The sequence below is a fragment of the Agathobaculum sp. TL06 genome, from assembly GCF_054658635.1.
The window spans coordinates 131,551-149,404 of the sequence record NZ_BAAGGY010000003.1; the positions used below are offsets into that span (position 1 = coordinate 131,551).

Consider the following 17,854-nt stretch of genomic DNA (forward strand, 5'->3'; position numbering starts at 1 on the left):
TTTCTATTCTACCCTATCACGGCCCATTTTGCAAAGGGTTTTAGCGATTTTCAATTGAAACCGCGGGCGGCGCGGCCGCTCCCCCGCCTTCGGGCGGCGTCCCGACTTTTTGCTCCTCCTCCGTTCGAAAAAAATGGTTGACAATCCCGCTTTTTGGTTGTATCATTGTATCATTAATTTAATACATTGATATGGAGGTTTTTTTATGCTGCTTACGGTGGATGGTCTGGTAAAGGAATATGTGACCCGCTTTGGCGGACGCAGGGTGCCTGCGCTGCGCGGCGTCAGCTTCTCAGTGGAACAGGGCGAATTTGTTGCCGTAATGGGGGAAAGCGGCAGCGGCAAGACCACGCTGCTCACCCTGCTCGCCGCGCTCGACCGGCCGACGGATGGGCGGATCCTGCTCAACGGGGAGGATATGGCCGCGATCCCCGGCCGCGCCCTCTCCGCCTTCCGGCGGGACCGGCTGGGCTTTATCTTCCAGGACTGCAACCTGCTGGACACGCTTTCTCTGCGGGAAAACATCGTTTTCCCGCTTGTGCTGGCGGGAACCGCCCGCAGCGAGATGGAGACCCGCCTGCTCCCCCTGACCGGACGGCTGGGCATCACGCCGCTGCTCGAAAAATTCCCGTACGAGGTATCCGGCGGCGAGCGCCAGCGCGCCGCAGCCGCCCGCGCGCTGATCACGCGCCCCGACCTGCTCCTTGCGGACGAACCGACCGGCGCGCTCGATTCCGGCTCGGCCGCGCAGCTGCTCGGCATGCTAGACGAATGCAACGCGGAGGGACAAACCACCGTCATGGTCACCCACAGCCTGGATGCGGCGAGCCATGCCTCGCGCGTTTTATTCCTGCGCGACGGCCTGATTGCGGGCGAGGTGTGCCGAGAAGGGCTGGCGCGCGCGGACTTTTACCCCCGCCTTGCCGCCTGTCAGACCGCGCTTCAGCAGGGAGGTGTCCGTCTTGCGTAACACGCTGCTCCCCCGCCTCGCCCTGCGCGGCCTGTACGGAAGCCGCCGCCTGTACCTGCCGTTCCTGCTCGCAACCGCTTTCATGGCAATGGTGTATTTTGTGATCGCCGCCTTTGTATATAACGAATCGTTCGGGCGGAGCATCCCGAACGGCGGGAATATCCAAATCCTGATGAGCGTGGGGTATTTCCTGATGCCGGTCGTCCTCCTGCCGTTCCTGGTCTATATTTACAGCTACCTGCTTAAAAACCGCAGCCGCGAGCTGGCCTTGTATGCCATTCTCGGGCTGGGCCGCCGCCATATCGCCGTAATCCTGCTGATTGAAAACACACTCTGCTTTGCGCTGTGCATGCTGCTGGGCGCCGCCGGCGGCGCGCTGGTCTGCCCGCTCGTCTTTCGCGGCCTGCTGGCTGCGCTCGGCGTCACATCCGGCATTGTCTGGGGCTTTTCCTTCCCGCCCCTGCTCGCGACGGTCAAGGTTTTTGCCGCCTGCTTCGCCGTGCTCGTTGTGATCGGCGTGTGGCGGGCCGCACGCACCCAGCCCTGCTCGCTGCTGCGCGAACAGACCCAGGGGGAGCGCCCCATGCGCGGCCGCCTGCCGGCCGCCATACTCGGCGCAGCATGTCTGTTCGCCGCATATTTCCTCTCCCTGACCAGCGGAAGAAGCGCCACGCTGGCCAGCTTCACGCTGGCGCTGCTGCTGGTCATCCTCGGCACCTACGGCGTGTTTACCGGCGTCATCGCCGAGGTTTTGCGCCGCCTGCGCAAAGGGCCGCGCTTTTATGAGGACGCTTCGGAATTTGTTGTCGTCTCCGGCCTGCAGCACCGGCTGCGCAAAAACGCGGCCGGGCTGGTCAATATCTGCCTGTTCGGCTGCGCCGCCCTGTTCACGCTTTGCTGCTCGCTCTGCGTCCTGTTTGGACAGGATGCGGTGATCGCCCGCGTGGGGCAGGCGGTCACAAACAGCCAGTCCGGCATCAACTTTGCCAACGTGACCGTGGAGGACATCACCATGATGTTCACCACGCTCGCCTTTCTCGGCGTCTTTTTCGTACTGGTTTTCCTGGCCTGCACCTCGCTGGTCCTATACTACAAGCAGCTTGCCGAGGGCATGGAGGACGCCGGCCGCTTCCGCATCCTGCGCTCGATCGGCCTGTCGGACGAAATGACGGTGCGCACAGCCCGCCGGCAACTTCGCGTCGTATTCCTGCTGCCGCTGGGCGGGACCCTGCTGCACATCGCGTTCGCCACGCCCTTCCTCTCCACCTTCATGGGACTCATTTCGATCGACACGCCGCTGGTGCTGTACGGCAGCATCGCGCTTTCCATGCTGGTGTTCGCACTGTTTTACCTTGTCTGCTACCAGATTACGATACGCGCCTATCTGCGCACGGTCGCATAGAAAAACGCACCCCAGCCAAGCTGGGGTGCGTCCGCTTATTTTTCCCTGTTCTCCTGTTCGAGCAGCCAGCGCCGCTCATATGTCCGCGCGGCATAGGCCGTGACGCGCCGGTAGACCGGAACATTCCGCAGCCCGCCCGCCAGACCGACCAGCGGCAGTCCCTGCACGAACTTTGCCGCGAGCATCTCTTCCGCAAGCCGTCCGGCCGCCGCGTCCATACATTCCTCCAAAGAGGGGAAACTGCCGCCGGCCGCCACCGCCTCCGCGGACGCCGCCAACCGCTCGCGCTCCTCCCCCTTGCTGAGCGAAACCGCGATCAGCAGAAGCAGGTAGCGGCGCTCCCTGTCGCTGTGACAATCAAAGCCATAGCTGAGCGCGATACGGTAAAGCCCGCGCAGCAGGCCGCCGAGGAACAAGGGGATATCCGGCAGGCCGATCCCCAGCACGCCCAGCGCAGCGCCCTCCGCCAGAGCGACGCCCGTACCGCCCCGCACAGCCGACCGTGCGCCGCTGCGCAAACGGCGCAGCCGCGCCCCTGTCGCTTTCGTCCGCGCCGCGGCGGCGTACTGCTCATAACGTCCGCGGAGCCGGTCGGCGTCATAGGTTTTGCCGATCAGCCCGTCCCCCTTTTCAAACACCAGCCGGAACCCCTTGCAGAACGCCAGCTCCAGCTTGCCGCGCAGACCGTCCGGTATCTTGTCCTGTACGGCGGCAAAAACAGACGGCTTTGCTTTTTCATACCGTGCCGCCGCGCGTTTTTCTTGTTTTTCCAGGCGTTCCAGCCGCCTGCGTCCCGCTCTTTCCACGCGTGATTACGCCGTTCAGATGCGGGCTACGCCCGAATCGCGCGCCGCCTGCGCGACCGCGTCCGCGACCGCCCGTATCACCTTCTGGTCAAACGCCATGGGCATGATGTATTCCGCGTTCAGCTCCTCGTCGGACACGCAGTACGCGATCGCCCTGGCCGCCGCGAGCTTCATCTCCTCATTGATATCGCTGGCGCGCACATCGAGCGCCCCGCGGAAAATGCCTGGGAACGCAAGCACATTATTGATCTGGTTCGGGTAGTCCGACCGACCGGTGCCGACCACTGCCGCGCCGCCCTTTTTGGCGTCCTCCGGCCAGATCTCGGGTACCGGATTGGCCATGGCGAACACCATCGGGTCCGCCGCCATGGTGGAAACCATTTCCGCGGTCAGCACCTGCGGCGCCGACATGCCGAAGAACACGTCCGCGCCCTTGACCGCGTCCGCGAGCGTGCCGGTCATGTGCGCGCGGTTGGTCAGTTTTGCCATCTCCGCCTGCGCGGGGTTGAGGCGCTCGTCCCCTTCGCAGACGATGCCAAAGCGCTCCACCATTGTGATATGCTGCACGCCGAGGAACATCAGGAATTTTGTCACCGCGATCGCGGCCGCGCCGCAGCCATTGACCACCATCCGGATATCCTCCACCCGGCGGCCGGTCAGCCGGCAGGCGTTAATCAGCGCCGCACCGCAGCACACCGCCGTTCCATGCTGGTCGTCATGGAATACCGGAATGTCGCAGACCTCCTTGAGCTTGCGCTCGATCTCAAAGCAGCGCGGCGCGGCGATATCCTCCAGATTAATGCCGCCGAACGAACCCGAAATAAGCTGGATGGTGCGTACGATCTCGTCCACATCCTTGGAGGCCACGCACAGCGGGAACGCGTCCACATCCGCAAACGCCTTGAACAGCGCGCATTTGCCCTCCATCACCGGCATGCCGGCGACAGGGCCGATATCGCCCAGGCCAAGTACGGCCGTGCCGTCCGTAATGACCGCAACCAGGTTATGCCGGCGGGTATAGGTATAGCTCAGCGACGGGTCCTCCTTGATTTTGAGGCACGGCTCGGCCACGCCCGGCGTGTAGGCGACCGAAAGGTCCTCCTTGCTGTTTACCTCACACCGCGCGACGACCTCAATCTTGCCGCCCCACTGCTCATGCGCCTTGAGCGCGCGTTCTTTCAAATCCATATTGCTTTCCTCCATGGCCTTTTGCGCCTGTTTTTTTCTATCGCTATTTTACAACAAAAACCCCGTGCTGCATAGGGGCAGAATGGAAAAAGCCGTCAGCCTTCTGCCTCCCGCCTGCGCATCAGCCGGGGAAACAGCAGGATAAACGCCGCGCCCGAAACCGTTGCGGACAGGATATCCGATATCGGCTCGGCATACAGCAGCGTCGTTGCGGAAAAGAGCGCGGGCAGGAGGTACACGCCGGCGAAAAAGATACCCTTGCGGAACAGGGAGAACGTCAGCCCCCAGCGTACCAGCCCCATGCCGGTCATGCCGTCCACAAAGGGGTACTGGATCGCCAGGCCGAGCACCCCCAGCGTATAGGTGCGTATCATCCAGGCCGCCTGCTCGATATGTACCGGATCCGTGGTAAAGATGCGCACAAAAGGCGTGGCCATGGTCTGCGCAATCACAAACATGACGGCGGTAAAAATGAAGCACAGCAATACGATGCGCTTCTCCGCGCGGATAACGCGGCGGGTATCCCCCGCGCCGTAGTTATAGCCCAGGATGGACTGCGTACCCGCCGTGATGCCGCCCAGCGGCATGGTGATAATCAGCATGAAGCTCTGCAGGATAGCCGCGCACGCGATCAGCATGTCGCTGTCCGCGCCGCCGTATTTGCGCAACATCACGTTCACCGAAATGAGCAGCACGTTATCCAGCGCGATAATCAGCGCCGGCGACAGGCCGACCTGAAAAATACGCCGAATCCAGCCGAAATGCAGCGGACAGTTCGTTATGCCCACCAGCGCGCGGCGGCTGAACAGGAACCGCAGCGTATACACGGCCGAGCAGACCTGCGAAAGCACGGTCGCCACGGCGGCGCCGCGTACCCCCATATCCAGCGCGAAGATGCAGACCGGATCGAGCGCAATATTGACCGCCGCGCCCAGCATGACCGACCGCATCGCCGTGCCGGAAAAGCCCTGGCTCATCACGATCTGGTTCAGTCCCACACTGAGGAGCGCGAACACCGTCCCCAGCACATAGGTGGTAAAGTACGCTTCCGCATAGGGCCAGAGCTGTTCGCTCGCGCCGAACGCAAACAGGATCGGCCTGCGCAGCAGCACCACCGGCACCGTCACCACCGCTGAAAGCGCCAGCAGCAGATAAAAGCTGTTGGCAACAATCTGGCGCGCGCCCTCCAGGTCCCGCCGTCCCATGCGGATGCTCATAAGCGGCCCGCCGCCAAAGCCCACCAGCGCGGCAAACGCCGTAATCATCGTCACGACCGGCGCGCAGACGCCCACGCCTGCCAGCGCCTCCGCGCCGACCTCCGCAATATGGCCGACGTACATCCGATCGACCACGCTGTACAAAATATTGACGAACTGCGCCAGCATCGCCGGAATGGCGAGCTGCAGCACCAGCTTCCCCTCTGGTGCAGTCCCAAGCGGGCTGTCGAACTGCTGCGCCATCAACCCTACCTCTTTCTCTCTGATATACCCTTATTATAGGAGTCGGGCCTGCTTTCGTAAAGGGGGACTTGCTGTTTTTCCCGCGTTTTTATTGCTCCGTTTGAGCTGGCTGGTAATTTGCGCAGGCGGCTTTGTCCTCATAGCGCAGCTTAATACGCGGATAGATGCAGTGGCCGCCGCAGGTCCGGCGGAATCCGCAACCCTTTATTTTGACATAGTGCGGCCGGTAATGCTTGCAGGTTTTGCATATCTTTTCCATTCAAATCACCTCATGTCAATTTTACTATCAAACGATAGTAAAATTGACATATTTATTGAAAGTATAGGTAAACTATATGGTATGAGGTGAAGGCTATGTATCATTATCCGCGTTTACGGCATATGCGCGAGGATTCTGACACCAGTCAGATTCAACTTGCAGAATATCTGAAAATCGACCAACGCACTTATAGTAATTACGAAACTGGTAAACGTGAAATACCGGTGCATTTATTGATCCGCTTAGCGCAATATTATGGGGTTTCGCTTGATTACCTCGTTGGGTTAAGCGATCGATAGCGCTATATAAAAAAGCGGCAGCCAAAGCTGCCGCTTTTTCCATTATGAAATGTCTTACTTGCGGGAGATCGCCTTTTTCGCCGCCGCCACGATATCGTCGGCAGTGAGGTTGTACTCCTTGCGCAGGAAATCCTCCGGACCAACCTGGCCGAAGCGGTCCTGCACGCCCACCATTTCCATCGGTACGGGCGCGTTCTTGACCAGGCAGTTCGCTACGACGCTGCCCAGGCCGCAACCGACCTGATGGTTCTCTGCGGTGACGATGCAGCCGCACTCCGCAGCGCACTTCTTGACCAGTTCTTCATCCAGCGGCTTCCAGGTGAACATATCCACAACCTTTGCGGAAATGCCCTCGGCCTTGAGCGCTTCCTCAGCCTTGAGCGCCTCATCCACCAGAATACCGGAGGCGATGATCGCAACGTCCTTGCCGTCGCGCAGTTCAATGCCCTTGCCGATCTCAAAGTCCGAACCGTCCGCATACACCGTGGTGAAGCCTTTACGGACCAGACGGGTGTAGGAGAACTTGCCCGACGCCGCCAGCTTGCCGGTCAGGCAGTTGAGCATTGCGTAGTCGGTCGGGTCGATAACGACCGCGTCCGGCACGGACAGATACAGCGCCATATCCTCAAACGGCATATGGGTGCCGCCGTTGAACGCCGCGCAGACGCCCGGGTCGGAGCCGATCACATGCACCGGCAGGCCGGCGTAGGCCGCGGACATAAACGCCTGGTCAAACGCGCGGCGGGACGCGAACGGGCCGAACGAGTGCATGAACACGGTCTTGCCGGTGGCGGTCAGGCCCGCGGCGATGCCCATTGCGTTCGCTTCCGCGATGCCGGCATTGTATACGTTGTTCGGAAATTCCTTGGCCAGCTTGCCTACGTTGCTGCAGCCTTCCAAGTCGCAGTCGATATGTACGACAGGCTCGCCCTTTGCCATCAGGTCATGTACCGCAGTGACATATGCGTCACGCATTGCACGGGAATCCTTCTCGTGCTTGCCAATCAAAGTAAAGCTCATTTGCATTCCCTCCCTTACTGTGCCTTGACAGCGGCATACGCCGCTTCAGAGGCCTTGATCGCTTCGTCCCACTGCTCGGGAGTCGGCTGCGAAGAATGCGCGCCGGACGGCTCTGCAAACGTCGCACCCTTGCCCTTGACAGTGTTCAAAACGATGCAGGTGGGCTTGCCCTTTACATCATATGCCAGCTGCACCGCGTCGTAGATCGCCTCCACGTCGTTGCCATCCGGCAGATCGATCACATTCCAGCCGAACGCGTCGAACTTCGCGCCGATGCCCTTGCCGTGGCTCATAACGTCCTCGCACGCACCGTCGAGCTGGCGCTTGTTATAGTCGACAAAGCAGATCAGGTGGTCGAGCTTATAGTGCGCGGCAAACTGCGCCGCTTCCCAAACCTGGCCCTCGTCGCACTCGCCGTCGCCGACGAACACGAACACATGGTTGTCGCGTCCGTCCATCTTGTTGCCGAGCGCCGCGCCGACAGCCGTGGACATGCCCTGGCCGAGCGAGCCGGTCGTCAGATCGACGCCGGGGGTCTTCTGGCGGTCGGTGTGGGACGGGAAGTTGGTGTGGGGCTTATTGAGGGTATACGCTTCCTCAACCGGATAGAAGCCCTTGAGACCGAGGGTGGCATACATGGCCGGTCCGGCATGTCCCTTGGACATGACGCACCAGTCGCGGTCCTCCCAGCGCGGGTTCTTCGGGTCGATGTTCATAACGCCGCCGTAGAGCACCGCCAGAGCGTCCGCAACCGACATCGAGCCGCCTACATGGCCGAAGCCCAGCGAACCGATCGTCTTGAGCGTTTCAAGACGGATCTGCGCTGCAAATACGCGTAGCTCCTGCATTTTTTCTGCTTTCTGCATTGCATACACCTGCCTAATTCTATTCAGTATTTTCTCTCCGCGGAACAGATTCCGGAACACGGCCGTCCTGCCGGACACCGTTTTCGTTTACAGTGTACCACCAAACCAACCAGATTTCAACCAATATCCAAGCATTTGTTAACAAAAATTTGCCCCTTATTTTTACACTGTCTGATAATTTTCACGAGGCGTGCGAACGGCCTGCGGACGGTGTTCCCATTTGATTTGTTTGCTATTTCCGGAGTTTCCGCGCGGGATTCCCCTGGTTTATCCGCTTTTTTCGCAACAAATCATGCCGGCGCACACCTTCTCACAATGCAACAAATATAAAACCACATTCTGTGCATCAAGAAATAATTTTTTACCCATAACTTAACCACTTTTTCCAGTCCGCAAGTATGCGCGGTCCCGTTACCGCGCCATAAAATCCCTGCTTTCCATATCAAAAAATGCCGATTTTGGCACGATGCGGCACAGTGGACATTTTTCTGAATCTTTGATAAACTAAATATCAGTAAATCTGCCATACCTTTGATGGCCCGCGATTGGGGAATGAGGAAGATGAAAGTCAGCCGTTTAAATGCCATAGAGCAGTATGTCATCTCGCACGAAACGGTCAGCATTGACGAGCTGTGCGAGGTTTTCGAGGTTTCCAAGAACACGATCCGCCGCGACCTGAACGAGCTGGAAATGCGCGGGCATATTACAAAGGTATACGGCGGCGTTACCGCCACGGTACCCTCCGGCGCGGTACCCACGCCGATCCGTTCCAGCCTCAATCCGGCAGACAAGTCGCTGATCGGCCGCATGGCCGCCGAGGAGGTCGCGGACGGGGATACCATATTTATCGACTCCGGCACGACCACGCTGTGCCTGCTGCGGTATCTGGTGGCGAAAAACCGCATCACCATTATCACGCATTCGCTCGGCGCGCTGAGCGAAGCGGCAAAATACGAAAACCTGAACATCATCTCGCTCGGCGGCATCTACAGCCCTACGACCGATTCGTTCGTCGGCCTGTCCACGATCGAAGCGCTTTCCACCATGCGGATCAACAAGGCGTTCATGGGCGCAACAGGGGTTTCCCTGACCGCCGGCATGACCAACACCACTTTCCTCGAAGCGGAGATCAAGCGCGCGGTCGTCCACCGCGCGGACAGCATCTACTGCATGGCGGATTCCTCCAAGATCGGGCGCGAGGCCATTGTCACCTTTTGCCACTTAAAGGACCTGACCGGCTTCATCACCGATCGAGAGCCTGCCAAGGAATATGTCAGCCTTTGCAAGCAGGAAAACATCAAGCTGCGGTTTGCAGGCAACTGACGCTTTGCGGATAAAAACCAACCGGCGGTAGCAGGGCGCTTCCGCCGGTATTCTTTTTAATGCGCGCGCCTCACAGGCGTTGCGGCGAACTCCCTGTTGTTTTCCGGTAGACCGATGGCGGGACGCCGTAAGCCTCCCGAAACCGCTTGATAAAATAGCTGAAATTTTCATAACCGACGCGCAGCCCAATCTCCATGACCGGAAGGCCGCTTGTCCGCAGCAGGCGCGCCGCCCTTTCGGTACGCAGGAAATTGACATGCTGCATCAGCGTCCGGCCAAAGCTTTCCCGAAACAATGTGCTGAAATACTGAGGGGAAAGCCCAAACGCCGCCGCTACGTCCGGAAGCCGGACCGGCTCCGTAAAATGCTCATCCAGATAAGCCAAGATCGCTTTTTTCTGCCGCAGCCGTTCATTCGCGCCGCAGGGCGCGTCCACTTTTTCTATCAACGAATAGTCCGCGCACACCGCCACGATCTCCAACAGGGCCGCCTTGGCTGTCAGCTGCCACCCCAGACTTTGCCGAAGGCAGGTACAAACGAGGCGGGCCAGCAGACGGTGTAGCGCCTCTTGCCCCGCCTCCCCTTTCCGCACTTGCCTAGGGAAACGCAGATGTCCCTCGGCCAGTGGTTCCAGCAGGCTGGTTTCGGCATCGTCGACATGGGCAAACTCCAGCAGTTCCAGCGAAAACAGAAACGAGTGAAACTGGTTCCCCTGTCCTGCCGCCCGTATTTCATGCAACTCCTCACTTCCGATGAAAAAGATATCGCCGCGTGTACCCAGGTATGCACGGTCGGCTATGACAAGCGAAACCGTCCCCGCATCGACAATGACGATCTCGCTTTCCGTATGCCAATGGAACGGCACGCGGTCAACCACATCCGCCTCGCTCCCGTCCAGCGCAGGATATATGCGGAGGGGAACGCCGACAGCGGCCTCTTTCTGCCTTTCGCTTTGTGCTTTCATCCATCCCCCTCCTTAAAATCATGTTACTAACCGAGAATATATTGCAAGTATTTTCCGCGTTATCTGCTATAATTATAGAATAACAGACTGGTCTTTACAATCCGCGGGCGGAAAATATTTTTATTGAACTATAGGCCAGAAAACCATCGATACCGCATGGAGGGACAGCATATGTATATGGATAAGCAGGTCAAGCGGGGATATAATGAATATCTCCGCTTGGAAGAAGGATACGGAAAAAAAGCCATGATGGACGTCGGGCTTCTTGTCCTGGAGGCCGGCGACACCTTTTCTCTGCGGGAGGACCGCAAGGAGGCGGCCGCGCTGGTGTTCGACGGACGCTGCACGCTGGAATGGGAAGGGCAGGCCCGCGATGTGGACCGCCCCAACCCGCTTGATTACAATCCGTCCTGCCTGCACGTCTGCAAGGGCGTCGAGGTACGGATCACCGCCCATGGCCCCTGCCATATTTACATTCAAAAAACAGAGAACGGCGCGGTTTTCCCCTGCTGTATGTACGGGCCGGAGGATACCGACACCTGGCCGCGCGGCGACCAGGGCGAGCTGATGGGCTGCACCAAGCGCGATGTCCGCACCTGCTTTGATCTGGATAACGCGCCGTATTCCAACATGGTTTTGGGCGAGGTCGTCAACCTGCCGGGCAAATGGTCCTCCTACCCGCCGCATCACCACCCCCAGCCCGAGGTATATTTTTACCGTTTCGATCACCCCAACGGTTTTGGCGCGGGCTGGGGCGACGGAGAATTATATGAGACCCACCACAACGGGCTGGCGCTGATCACGGAAGGGATGCACCCGCAGGTCACCGCCCCGGGCTATACCTGCTGCTATGCCTGGGGAATCCGGCATCTGCCCGACAACCCGTGGGACAAGACCCGCATCGACGACACTGCACACCTCTGGCTGACCGAACCGGATGCCAACGCACACATCTGGCACTGTCCCACTGGAAACTGACCCCCTCCCTCCTTTCCAACCCAACACAAAACCGGTGTTTTATTCTCAGAATAAAACACCGGTTTTTGTAAGAGAGAGAAGCGGCCGCTATTTCACAGTCGCAAGGCGGCTGCGCCCTCTGCGCCGGCCGCCCGCCGTTTTCCATCAATACGCCGCATAGGTATAGGAGATGTATTCCCTGATCTCCTCCATACCGGGCGTGCCGGGCGCGTTGCCGAACGCACCGTCATGCGCGAACTGCTCTGCGGAGGCTAGGCAGTCCTCCAGCGAGAAGCCGGATTCGCGCAGCGATTTGATCTGCAGTTCTTTCATCAGTACGACCACGCGCTGCGCCAGCGTCTCCGCAAGCTCCATGGTTCCGGTCTCCGCGGTGCAGGCGACCCCCATTGCCTCGGCGACTTCCTCCAGATTCCTGCGCTCACCGTATTTGGCAGTATAGACCATGACGCCCGGCAGTCCCCACGCGCAGCCCAATCCATGCGGCACATGATGGCGCGCGCCGAACGTCTGGCTGAAGCTGTGTCCGATCTGGCAGCCGCAGGCGGAGATCGCCATGCCGCCCAGGTTCGCGGCCAGGGACATCGCCTCCCGCGCCTGTGCATTCTTCGGCTCTTTTACGGCGACCGGAAGCCACTGCAGCGTCAGCCGGATGCCCTCCTTGCCGAAAATATAGCCATACGGGTTGTAATTCCGGTTTGTGATCGCCTCCACGCAGTGCGCCAGCACATCCATGCCGGTCGCGGCGGTCACACCCGCAGGCACGGAATAGGTCAGCACCGGATCGACGATCGCCAGATCCGGCTTGTACACCGGCATTTCCTTGGCGCCGGTTTCCACATCGCCGATGACCGCCCACTGCGACAATTCGCTGCCCGTACCCGAGGTCGTGCTCAGCGTAATCAACTTGAGGGTATGCTCCGCTTCCCCTATCCCATAGTAGTCGCGGATGGTCGTGCCATTCTGGCTGATGATGATGCCGACCGCCTTTGCGGTGTCCAGCGTGCTGCCGCCGCCGACCGCCACGACGCCGTCGATCGCGTGCTCCCGCACATAGGCCGCGCCCGCATCGCAGATATCGCTCGGTGCGTCCGCACGGCACCGGTCGAACACGAACACCTCCAGGCCGGCGTCCTTCAGCGCATCGATGACCGGCGTTACCACACCGAATTCGCACAGCGCCTGTTCGGTGCAGACCATTACCCGATGCATGCCGAGCGCCTTTGCCCGCTCCCCTGTCTCCCCGGAAGCGCCCGTCCCGAACAGCGTGGGGCAAAAGGTGTTCCACATATAAACGCTCATCTTAATGTCCTCCTCTGCGCGTTCCGGCCGGCCCGCCGCGTAGGCCGGACCGGCCGAAGCACCGCATTTATCCTAACAGCTTGCTCACATAGTCCCAAACGGCTTCCAGGTCATAGCCGTACAGGTGATACAGGTCCTCCGCGCTGCCGAAGCCCGGATACACCTGCGGGATACCGAAGCGCTTGAACGATTTGAGTGCGATACCGTTGTCGCACAGCACGTCCGCGACCGCGCTGGCCAGGCCATTTTTCATCAGGTGGTCCTCCCAGACGATGATGCGGCCGGTTTCCTCGGCGGCCTTGCGCACGATCTCCTCGTCCAGCGGCTTGACCGTGAACATATCGATCACGCGCACGCTGATGCCGGCTTCCTTTGCCTTGTCGTGCAGCTGCAGCGCATAGCTGACCATCTCGCCGCAGGCGATGATGGTGATATCCTTTCCGTCCCGCGCCAGGTGGCCCTTGCCGATCTCAAAGCGGTCCTCCGCCGTGTACAGCACGCGGTTTTCCTTGCCCGGGTCAATGCGGATGGACAGCGGGCCTTCGTAATCCAGGCTTTTCTCGATGATCTGGCGCAGCTGCACCGGATCGGACGCCGCGCAGACCGTCATGTTGACCAGCGAGGAATACAGCGCCATGTCCTCCATCGCATAATGGGTGGAGCCGCCGTTGCCGGTCAGTCCCGCATAGTTGGCGATGATGCGCACCGGCAGGTTGGGATAGCATACATCCGTGCGCACCTGTTCGAGCGCGCGCATGCTCATGAACGGCATCATGCCGATGATGAACGGGATGTTCCCGTCATACGCCAGGCCGGCCGATACGCCGACCACATCCTGCTCCGCGATACCGGTGTCGATGAAACGGTCCGGATATTTCTCATGAAAATCCTTGCAGCCGAAGCCGATATCCGGCGTAAGCAGCCAGACGCGGCTGTCCTTTCCGCCAAGCTCCGCTATCGTATCGCCCACCACAGAGCGCGCGGAGTTATATTCATCCAGAGTGTATGACTGCTTCATTTATAACTCCTTTCTCTGCCGGTCCAGCGCCGCGTCCAGGTCGGCCAGCGCGGTCTGCAGGTCCGCCTCATTCATGCTGCCCGCATGCCATTTGATCTGCCGTTCCATAAAGGAAATATTCTTGCCCTTGACCGTGTTCGCGATTACCGCGGTCGGCACGCCGCTGCCGCTTTCCGGCAGGCGCTCGAGCGCGTCGGCCACCTGCTGCATGTCGTTACCATCCGCAATCTCGATCACGTTCCAGCCGAACGCGCGCCATTTATCCGCATAGGGATCGAGTTTGATCGAATCCTCGGAAAAGCTGGTCATGAGCTGCCTGTTGCGGTCCACAACCGCCACCAGATTGCCCAGGCCAAGCGCGTGGCCCGCCATCGCAGCCTCCCACACCGAGCCTTCGCAGGTTTCGCCGTCGCCCATCAGGCAGAACACGCGGTTCTGGCGTCCTTTCTGACGGGACGAGGCCGCCATGCCGACGCTGAGCGGCAGGCCGTGGCCGAGCGAGCCGGTGGAGGCGTCCAGCATCGGCAGACGGGTCTTGCAGGGATGCTGTCCGAACTTGCTGCCCACCTGGCCGTAGGTCTCGCAGATCTCCTGATAATCAAAAAATCCCTTTTGCGCCATCACGATGTACATGCCGACCGCGCCGTGTCCCTTGCTGAGGATGAAGCGGTCGCGGGCGGGGTCCTGCTCCCGTTCGGGGGAGACGTTCATCGTGCGGTGGAACAGGCAGGTCAGCACATCGAGCATGGACATGTCGCCGCCCATATGGATGTTGCCGCTGTACGCCCCGCACAGTTTGCACAGGTCGCGGCGCGCCTGGTATGCCAACTCGGTCAGGCGCAATACCTCTTTTTTATCTACCATTCCGTGCTGTCCTTTCTCACAGGTCCATGGAAACGAACACCTTGCCGCACTGGCGGCTCGCCGCCAGGTCGAGCGCCTCCTGATAACGGGAGGCCGGTATCACATCGGTCACAATCTTATCGAGCGGCAGAATGCCGGATTCGATGATCTGCGCGACCTTGCGCATATAATACTTGCCCAGATAGCCGCCGTAAACCTCGATCTCGTTCTTGAGCAGCTCGGCGACCGGAAATTCCGGACGGGCCAGCTCATCGTGTCCGAACTGCAGCACCTTGCCGTGCGGCCGCACCAGATAAACGCAGTCCACCAGCATCGCGGCCACCGCCTCTACGCAGTGGTCCACACCCAGGCCGCCGGTTTCCTCCTTGACAATCTGCTGCAGGTCCTCGGTATCCGGATTGACCACGCGGGTCGCGCCGACCTCCAGCGCCAGCTTGCGGCGGTGTTCGATCGGCTCGGAAACGATGATCTTGCGGCAGCCGTTCGCCTTGAGCAGTGCAATGAACATCAGGCCGATCGGGCCGGCGCCTAATACGCACGCGGTATCGCCCACATGCACGTTCAGCTTTTCCAGCGCGCAGCCGCAGCCCGCGAGCGGCTCGGCCACGCCCATCAGCTCGGGCTTGGTTTCCGGCGCTACCTTATAGCAGTACTGCTTGGGCAGCACGACGTAATTGGTCAGGCCGCCATCCGCGAACACGCCGCGCGAGCTGACGTGCTGGCAGGCTTCGGGCAGGCCGGCCAGGCAGTTGTCGCACTCGCCGCAGGGGCCGTGCGGGTCGATGACCACCTTATCGCCCGGCTTGAGGTCGGTGACGCCTTCGCCCACCTCCGCGACCTCGCCGCAGAACTCATGGCCGAAAATGATATCCGGCTTGCAAGGATGCTTCTGGGGCGTGGCAAAAATATTCACGTCCGTGCCGCAGACCGCGCAGCCGTAGCTTTTGATCTTGACATCGTTCCGGTCCTTGATCTCGGGAATGGGGCGGTCCTCATAGGCGAACTCGCCCGGCCCCTTGTAAACGATTGCTTTCTGCATGTTTGCCATTGTTTTTTCCTCCTGTTCCGGTCCGGCACGGACAGGGCCGCCTGCCGGCCGCCCTGCCCCCGTCAGGCCACTCTGCTCTTAGTTGATCTCCACCCACTTGGAGTTGTTCTGCGCGCTCTCCACGACAGCATGGAAGAACTTGACGCCGTTGACGCCGGTTTCCACATCCGGAAAGTCCAGATCCTCCTCGGTCGGGGTCTCGCCGTTTTTGAGCTTGAGGATCGTGTCGATCACGCTGCGATAGATATTGGCGATCGCAATATAGTAGCCTTCCGGATGGCCGAACGGCACGCGCGCCAGCTTGCCCGCAGGTACGTCGATGCCGTCGCCTGCGCGGCAGAGCGTACGGGGCGCCTCGCCCTTTTTGATGTAAACCACTTCGTCCGGACGGGTCTGGTGCCACTCCAGGCAGCCCTCCGTACCCATGATCCGCAGGTCGATTTCGTTGGGGCAGCCGCAGGCCACCTGGGTGAACCAGTAAGCGCCGTGGACGCCGTTCTCATACTCCAGAATAATGTTGTCGTTCAGGTCCAGCTTCTTGCCGAACGTATCGGTCGTGGCCAGCAGGCGCTTGATCTTCAGGCCGGTGACATAGTGTACCAGATGCTCGACATGCGTGCCGTCGTCCGCGCAGGTGTTGGAGATGCCGCTGTACTTGGGATCGGTGCGCCAGATGCGGCCGTTGACCTGCTCCTTTTCGGCCAGCAGGCCGAGGAAGCTGTTCTCAATATAGTTGGCATTGACCGCGATGATCTTGCCGATGTCGCCGCGCGCGATCATCTGCTTCATGACCTTGCACATGACATAGCCGGAATAGCAGTAGTCCACCGCGAACACCAGGTTTTTCTCCTTGGCGATGCGGGCCAGGTCCTCGGCCTCCTCCACGGTCAGGGTGAGGGGCTTCTCACACACGACGTTGATGCCGTGCTCCAGGAAGGTCTTGGCAGCGGAGTAATGCACAAAGTTCGGCGTGCAGATGGAAACGAAATCGATCTTGCCTGCCTCGGCCTTTGCCATATCCTCCGCGTTGTAATACACGCGGGATTTGTCAACGTGATACGCCTCCGCGCACTCGTCATTCAGCTCGTCGATCGCGGAGAAGCAGCCGCAGACCAGCTTCGCGCGCGGGTCCAGGCCCAGCGCCTTGCGGTGGCACTCGCCGATCAGCGCTTTCAGGTCGCCGCCTACCATACCGTACGTTACTTCCTTGAACATTTTGTCGTCCTCCTTAAATAATTGATGATAGTGGTTGGTTTTATTTTGAAATGGAATCGCAAAGCTTTTTGACCGCGGGGAAGCCGGCTTCGGTATCCCCTGCCGGAAAATATTCAAAGCAGACCGTACCCGCGTAGCCGCTTTCCGCTACGCCGCGCAGCAGGAAATCAAAGTTGATCTCCCCCGTTCCCGGCTCGTGCCGGTCGGGCGCGTCCGCCAGATGGATGTATTTCACCACGTCCAGGTTGTCGGTGATGCTGCGCAGCAGGTTCCCGTGCATCAGCTGCATATGGAACACATCGCACAGCAGACCGACCCGCTCCGAGCCGACCGCGCGCACGATGTCCGCGCCCTCCGCGGTTGTGGTCAGCGACATGCCCGCGTCGTCCCCCCAATTGTTGAGCGGTTCGATCAGGGCGGTCATCCCGCTTTCCTCCAGCACCGGCGCCAGCCTGGTAAGCGTATGCGTGATGTTGGCAAGCATCGCGGTATGGCTGTACCGGTCGCGGAAGTCCGCGCAGCCGTTTGGCGTAAAGTGGTTCGGGAACAGGATCAGCTTGTCGCAGCCCAGCATTTTCGCCGCGTCGAGCGACTGCCGGACCCAGTCGATGCAGTCCTGGCTGTGCGCCCGATCACACAGGGAGTAGATGCTGGTGCCGCTGAACGCTTTGACGGACACGCCCCGTTCCTGGCAGACCCGCCGGATGTCCGCGAGGTCCTTGTCGTGCCAGCTCCAGAATTCGATCGCCCGAAATCCCGCCGCGCTGACCCGCTCGATTTTCTCGCATACCTCCATGCCTGGGTAAATGGTTTCAATATTGATTGCAAAATCTATCATGTCTTCACCTTCTTTCCGTGTTCTGTGCTGTTTTCTA

At 60.0% G+C, this 17,854-nt stretch carries 17 protein-coding genes; 5 read left to right on the forward strand and 12 right to left on the reverse strand.

From position 1 onward, the window contains the following. The first annotated feature begins 205 nt into the window (after nucleotides 1-205). On the forward strand, nucleotides 206-970 hold the full coding sequence (locus tag ACYQ3S_RS02840) for an ABC transporter ATP-binding protein (protein ID WP_459687230.1): 765 nt from the start codon (nucleotides 206-208) through the stop codon (nucleotides 968-970). Beyond that, on the forward strand, nucleotides 963-2,372 hold the full coding sequence (locus tag ACYQ3S_RS02845; protein ID WP_459687231.1) for an FtsX-like permease family protein: 1,410 nt from the start codon (nucleotides 963-965) through the stop codon (nucleotides 2,370-2,372). Before ACYQ3S_RS02840 ends, ACYQ3S_RS02845 begins: the two co-directional genes overlap by 8 nt. Nucleotides 2,373-2,407: 35 nt before the next feature. On the opposite strand, the gene ACYQ3S_RS02850 is transcribed toward ACYQ3S_RS02845, so the two are convergent. The 3 genes from ACYQ3S_RS02850 to ACYQ3S_RS02860 form a co-directional block, all read right to left on the reverse strand. Further along, the gene (locus tag ACYQ3S_RS02850; RefSeq protein ID WP_459687232.1) at nucleotides 2,408-3,178 is read right to left on the reverse strand and encodes an EcsC family protein; all 771 of its coding nucleotides are present in this window, start codon (nucleotides 3,176-3,178) and stop codon (nucleotides 2,408-2,410) included. A 15-nt stretch (nucleotides 3,179-3,193) separates the two neighbouring features. Beyond that, nucleotides 3,194-4,366 carry an NAD(P)-dependent malic enzyme gene (locus ACYQ3S_RS02855; RefSeq protein ID WP_459687233.1) on the reverse strand — a complete coding sequence of 391 codons (1,173 nt, stop codon included), beginning with the start codon at nucleotides 4,364-4,366 and terminating at the stop codon, nucleotides 3,194-3,196. A gap of 95 nt (nucleotides 4,367-4,461) precedes the next feature. After that, the gene (locus tag ACYQ3S_RS02860; protein ID WP_459687234.1) at nucleotides 4,462-5,826 is read right to left on the reverse strand and encodes an MATE family efflux transporter; all 1,365 of its coding nucleotides are present in this window, start codon (nucleotides 5,824-5,826) and stop codon (nucleotides 4,462-4,464) included. A 354-nt stretch (nucleotides 5,827-6,180) separates the two neighbouring features. Here ACYQ3S_RS02860 and ACYQ3S_RS02865 point away from each other — a divergent pair, with 354 nt between their 5' ends. Continuing rightward, on the forward strand, nucleotides 6,181-6,384 hold the full coding sequence (locus ACYQ3S_RS02865) for a helix-turn-helix domain-containing protein (RefSeq protein WP_082396732.1): 204 nt from the start codon (nucleotides 6,181-6,183) through the stop codon (nucleotides 6,382-6,384). Between the two features lie 54 nt (nucleotides 6,385-6,438). On the opposite strand, the gene ACYQ3S_RS02870 is transcribed toward ACYQ3S_RS02865, so the two are convergent. Further along, entirely contained in the window at nucleotides 6,439-7,404 is a 966-nt protein-coding gene (locus tag ACYQ3S_RS02870; protein ID WP_054326185.1) for a transketolase family protein, read from the reverse strand. Between the two features lie 14 nt (nucleotides 7,405-7,418). Then, entirely contained in the window at nucleotides 7,419-8,270 is an 852-nt protein-coding gene (locus ACYQ3S_RS02875) for a transketolase (protein ID WP_459687235.1), read from the reverse strand. Nucleotides 8,271-8,831: 561 nt separating this feature from the next. Here ACYQ3S_RS02875 and ACYQ3S_RS02880 point away from each other — a divergent pair. Next, entirely contained in the window at nucleotides 8,832-9,593 is a 762-nt protein-coding gene (locus tag ACYQ3S_RS02880) for a DeoR/GlpR family DNA-binding transcription regulator (protein WP_459687236.1), read from the forward strand. A gap of 70 nt (nucleotides 9,594-9,663) precedes the next feature. Here ACYQ3S_RS02880 and ACYQ3S_RS02885 read toward each other — a convergent pair whose 3' ends face one another. Beyond that, nucleotides 9,664-10,557, reverse strand: coding sequence for a helix-turn-helix transcriptional regulator (locus ACYQ3S_RS02885; protein ID WP_459687237.1), 894 nt, complete (start codon nucleotides 10,555-10,557; stop codon nucleotides 9,664-9,666). Between the two features lie 171 nt (nucleotides 10,558-10,728). On the opposite strand from ACYQ3S_RS02885, the gene ACYQ3S_RS02890 reads away from it, so the two are divergent. Continuing rightward, nucleotides 10,729-11,535, forward strand: coding sequence for a 5-deoxy-glucuronate isomerase (locus ACYQ3S_RS02890; protein WP_459687238.1), 807 nt, complete (start codon nucleotides 10,729-10,731; stop codon nucleotides 11,533-11,535). A gap of 144 nt (nucleotides 11,536-11,679) precedes the next feature. Here the strand turns inward: ACYQ3S_RS02890 and ACYQ3S_RS02895 are convergent, their stop codons facing one another. The 6 genes from ACYQ3S_RS02895 to ACYQ3S_RS02920 form a co-directional block, all read right to left on the reverse strand. Next, nucleotides 11,680-12,834, reverse strand: a complete 1,155-nt coding sequence (locus ACYQ3S_RS02895) for an iron-containing alcohol dehydrogenase (RefSeq protein WP_459687239.1) — start codon at nucleotides 12,832-12,834, stop codon at nucleotides 11,680-11,682. A gap of 67 nt (nucleotides 12,835-12,901) precedes the next feature. Beyond that, a complete protein-coding gene (locus ACYQ3S_RS02900; protein ID WP_459687240.1) occupies nucleotides 12,902-13,852 on the reverse strand; it encodes a transketolase family protein in 951 nt (316 codons plus the stop codon). Then, the gene (locus ACYQ3S_RS02905) at nucleotides 13,853-14,716 is read right to left on the reverse strand and encodes a transketolase (RefSeq protein ID WP_459687241.1); all 864 of its coding nucleotides are present in this window, start codon (nucleotides 14,714-14,716) and stop codon (nucleotides 13,853-13,855) included. A gap of 16 nt (nucleotides 14,717-14,732) precedes the next feature. Then, nucleotides 14,733-15,764 (reverse strand): zinc-dependent alcohol dehydrogenase, encoded by a 1,032-nt coding sequence (locus ACYQ3S_RS02910; RefSeq protein WP_459687242.1) that lies wholly within the window; start codon nucleotides 15,762-15,764, stop codon nucleotides 14,733-14,735. A gap of 78 nt (nucleotides 15,765-15,842) precedes the next feature. After that, nucleotides 15,843-16,979 (reverse strand): Gfo/Idh/MocA family protein, encoded by a 1,137-nt coding sequence (locus ACYQ3S_RS02915; RefSeq protein WP_459687243.1) that lies wholly within the window; start codon nucleotides 16,977-16,979, stop codon nucleotides 15,843-15,845. Nucleotides 16,980-17,019: 40 nt separating this feature from the next. Next, on the reverse strand, nucleotides 17,020-17,817 hold the full coding sequence (locus ACYQ3S_RS02920; RefSeq protein ID WP_459687244.1) for a TIM barrel protein: 798 nt from the start codon (nucleotides 17,815-17,817) through the stop codon (nucleotides 17,020-17,022). Nucleotides 17,818-17,854: the final 37 nt, after the last annotated feature.

Excerpts from the sequence above, each read along its gene's own strand:
- ACYQ3S_RS02910 (WP_459687242.1), bottom strand. The coding sequence starts at position 15,764 with ATGGCAAACATGCAGAAAGCAATCGTTTACAAGGGGCCGGGCGAGTTC.
- ACYQ3S_RS02895 (WP_459687239.1), bottom strand. The coding sequence starts at position 12,834 with ATGAGCGTTTATATGTGGAACACCTTTTGCCCCACGCTGTTCGGGACG.
- ACYQ3S_RS02865 (WP_082396732.1), top strand. The coding sequence starts at position 6,181 with ATGTATCATTATCCGCGTTTACGGCATATGCGCGAGGATTCTGACACC.
- ACYQ3S_RS02880 (WP_459687236.1), top strand. The coding sequence starts at position 8,832 with ATGAAAGTCAGCCGTTTAAATGCCATAGAGCAGTATGTCATCTCGCAC.
- ACYQ3S_RS02860 (WP_459687234.1), bottom strand. The coding sequence starts at position 5,826 with ATGGCGCAGCAGTTCGACAGCCCGCTTGGGACTGCACCAGAGGGGAAG.
- ACYQ3S_RS02900 (WP_459687240.1), bottom strand. The coding sequence starts at position 13,852 with ATGAAGCAGTCATACACTCTGGATGAATATAACTCCGCGCGCTCTGTG.
- ACYQ3S_RS02915 (WP_459687243.1), bottom strand. The coding sequence starts at position 16,979 with ATGTTCAAGGAAGTAACGTACGGTATGGTAGGCGGCGACCTGAAAGCG.
- ACYQ3S_RS02890 (WP_459687238.1), top strand. The coding sequence starts at position 10,729 with ATGTATATGGATAAGCAGGTCAAGCGGGGATATAATGAATATCTCCGC.
- ACYQ3S_RS02875 (WP_459687235.1), bottom strand. The coding sequence starts at position 8,270 with ATGCAGAAAGCAGAAAAAATGCAGGAGCTACGCGTATTTGCAGCGCAG.
- ACYQ3S_RS02885 (WP_459687237.1), bottom strand. The coding sequence starts at position 10,557 with ATGAAAGCACAAAGCGAAAGGCAGAAAGAGGCCGCTGTCGGCGTTCCC.
- ACYQ3S_RS02905 (WP_459687241.1), bottom strand. The coding sequence starts at position 14,716 with ATGGTAGATAAAAAAGAGGTATTGCGCCTGACCGAGTTGGCATACCAG.
- ACYQ3S_RS02840 (WP_459687230.1), top strand. The coding sequence starts at position 206 with ATGCTGCTTACGGTGGATGGTCTGGTAAAGGAATATGTGACCCGCTTT.
- ACYQ3S_RS02920 (WP_459687244.1), bottom strand. The coding sequence starts at position 17,817 with ATGATAGATTTTGCAATCAATATTGAAACCATTTACCCAGGCATGGAG.
- ACYQ3S_RS02870 (WP_054326185.1), bottom strand. The coding sequence starts at position 7,404 with ATGAGCTTTACTTTGATTGGCAAGCACGAGAAGGATTCCCGTGCAATG.
- ACYQ3S_RS02855 (WP_459687233.1), bottom strand. The coding sequence starts at position 4,366 with ATGGATTTGAAAGAACGCGCGCTCAAGGCGCATGAGCAGTGGGGCGGC.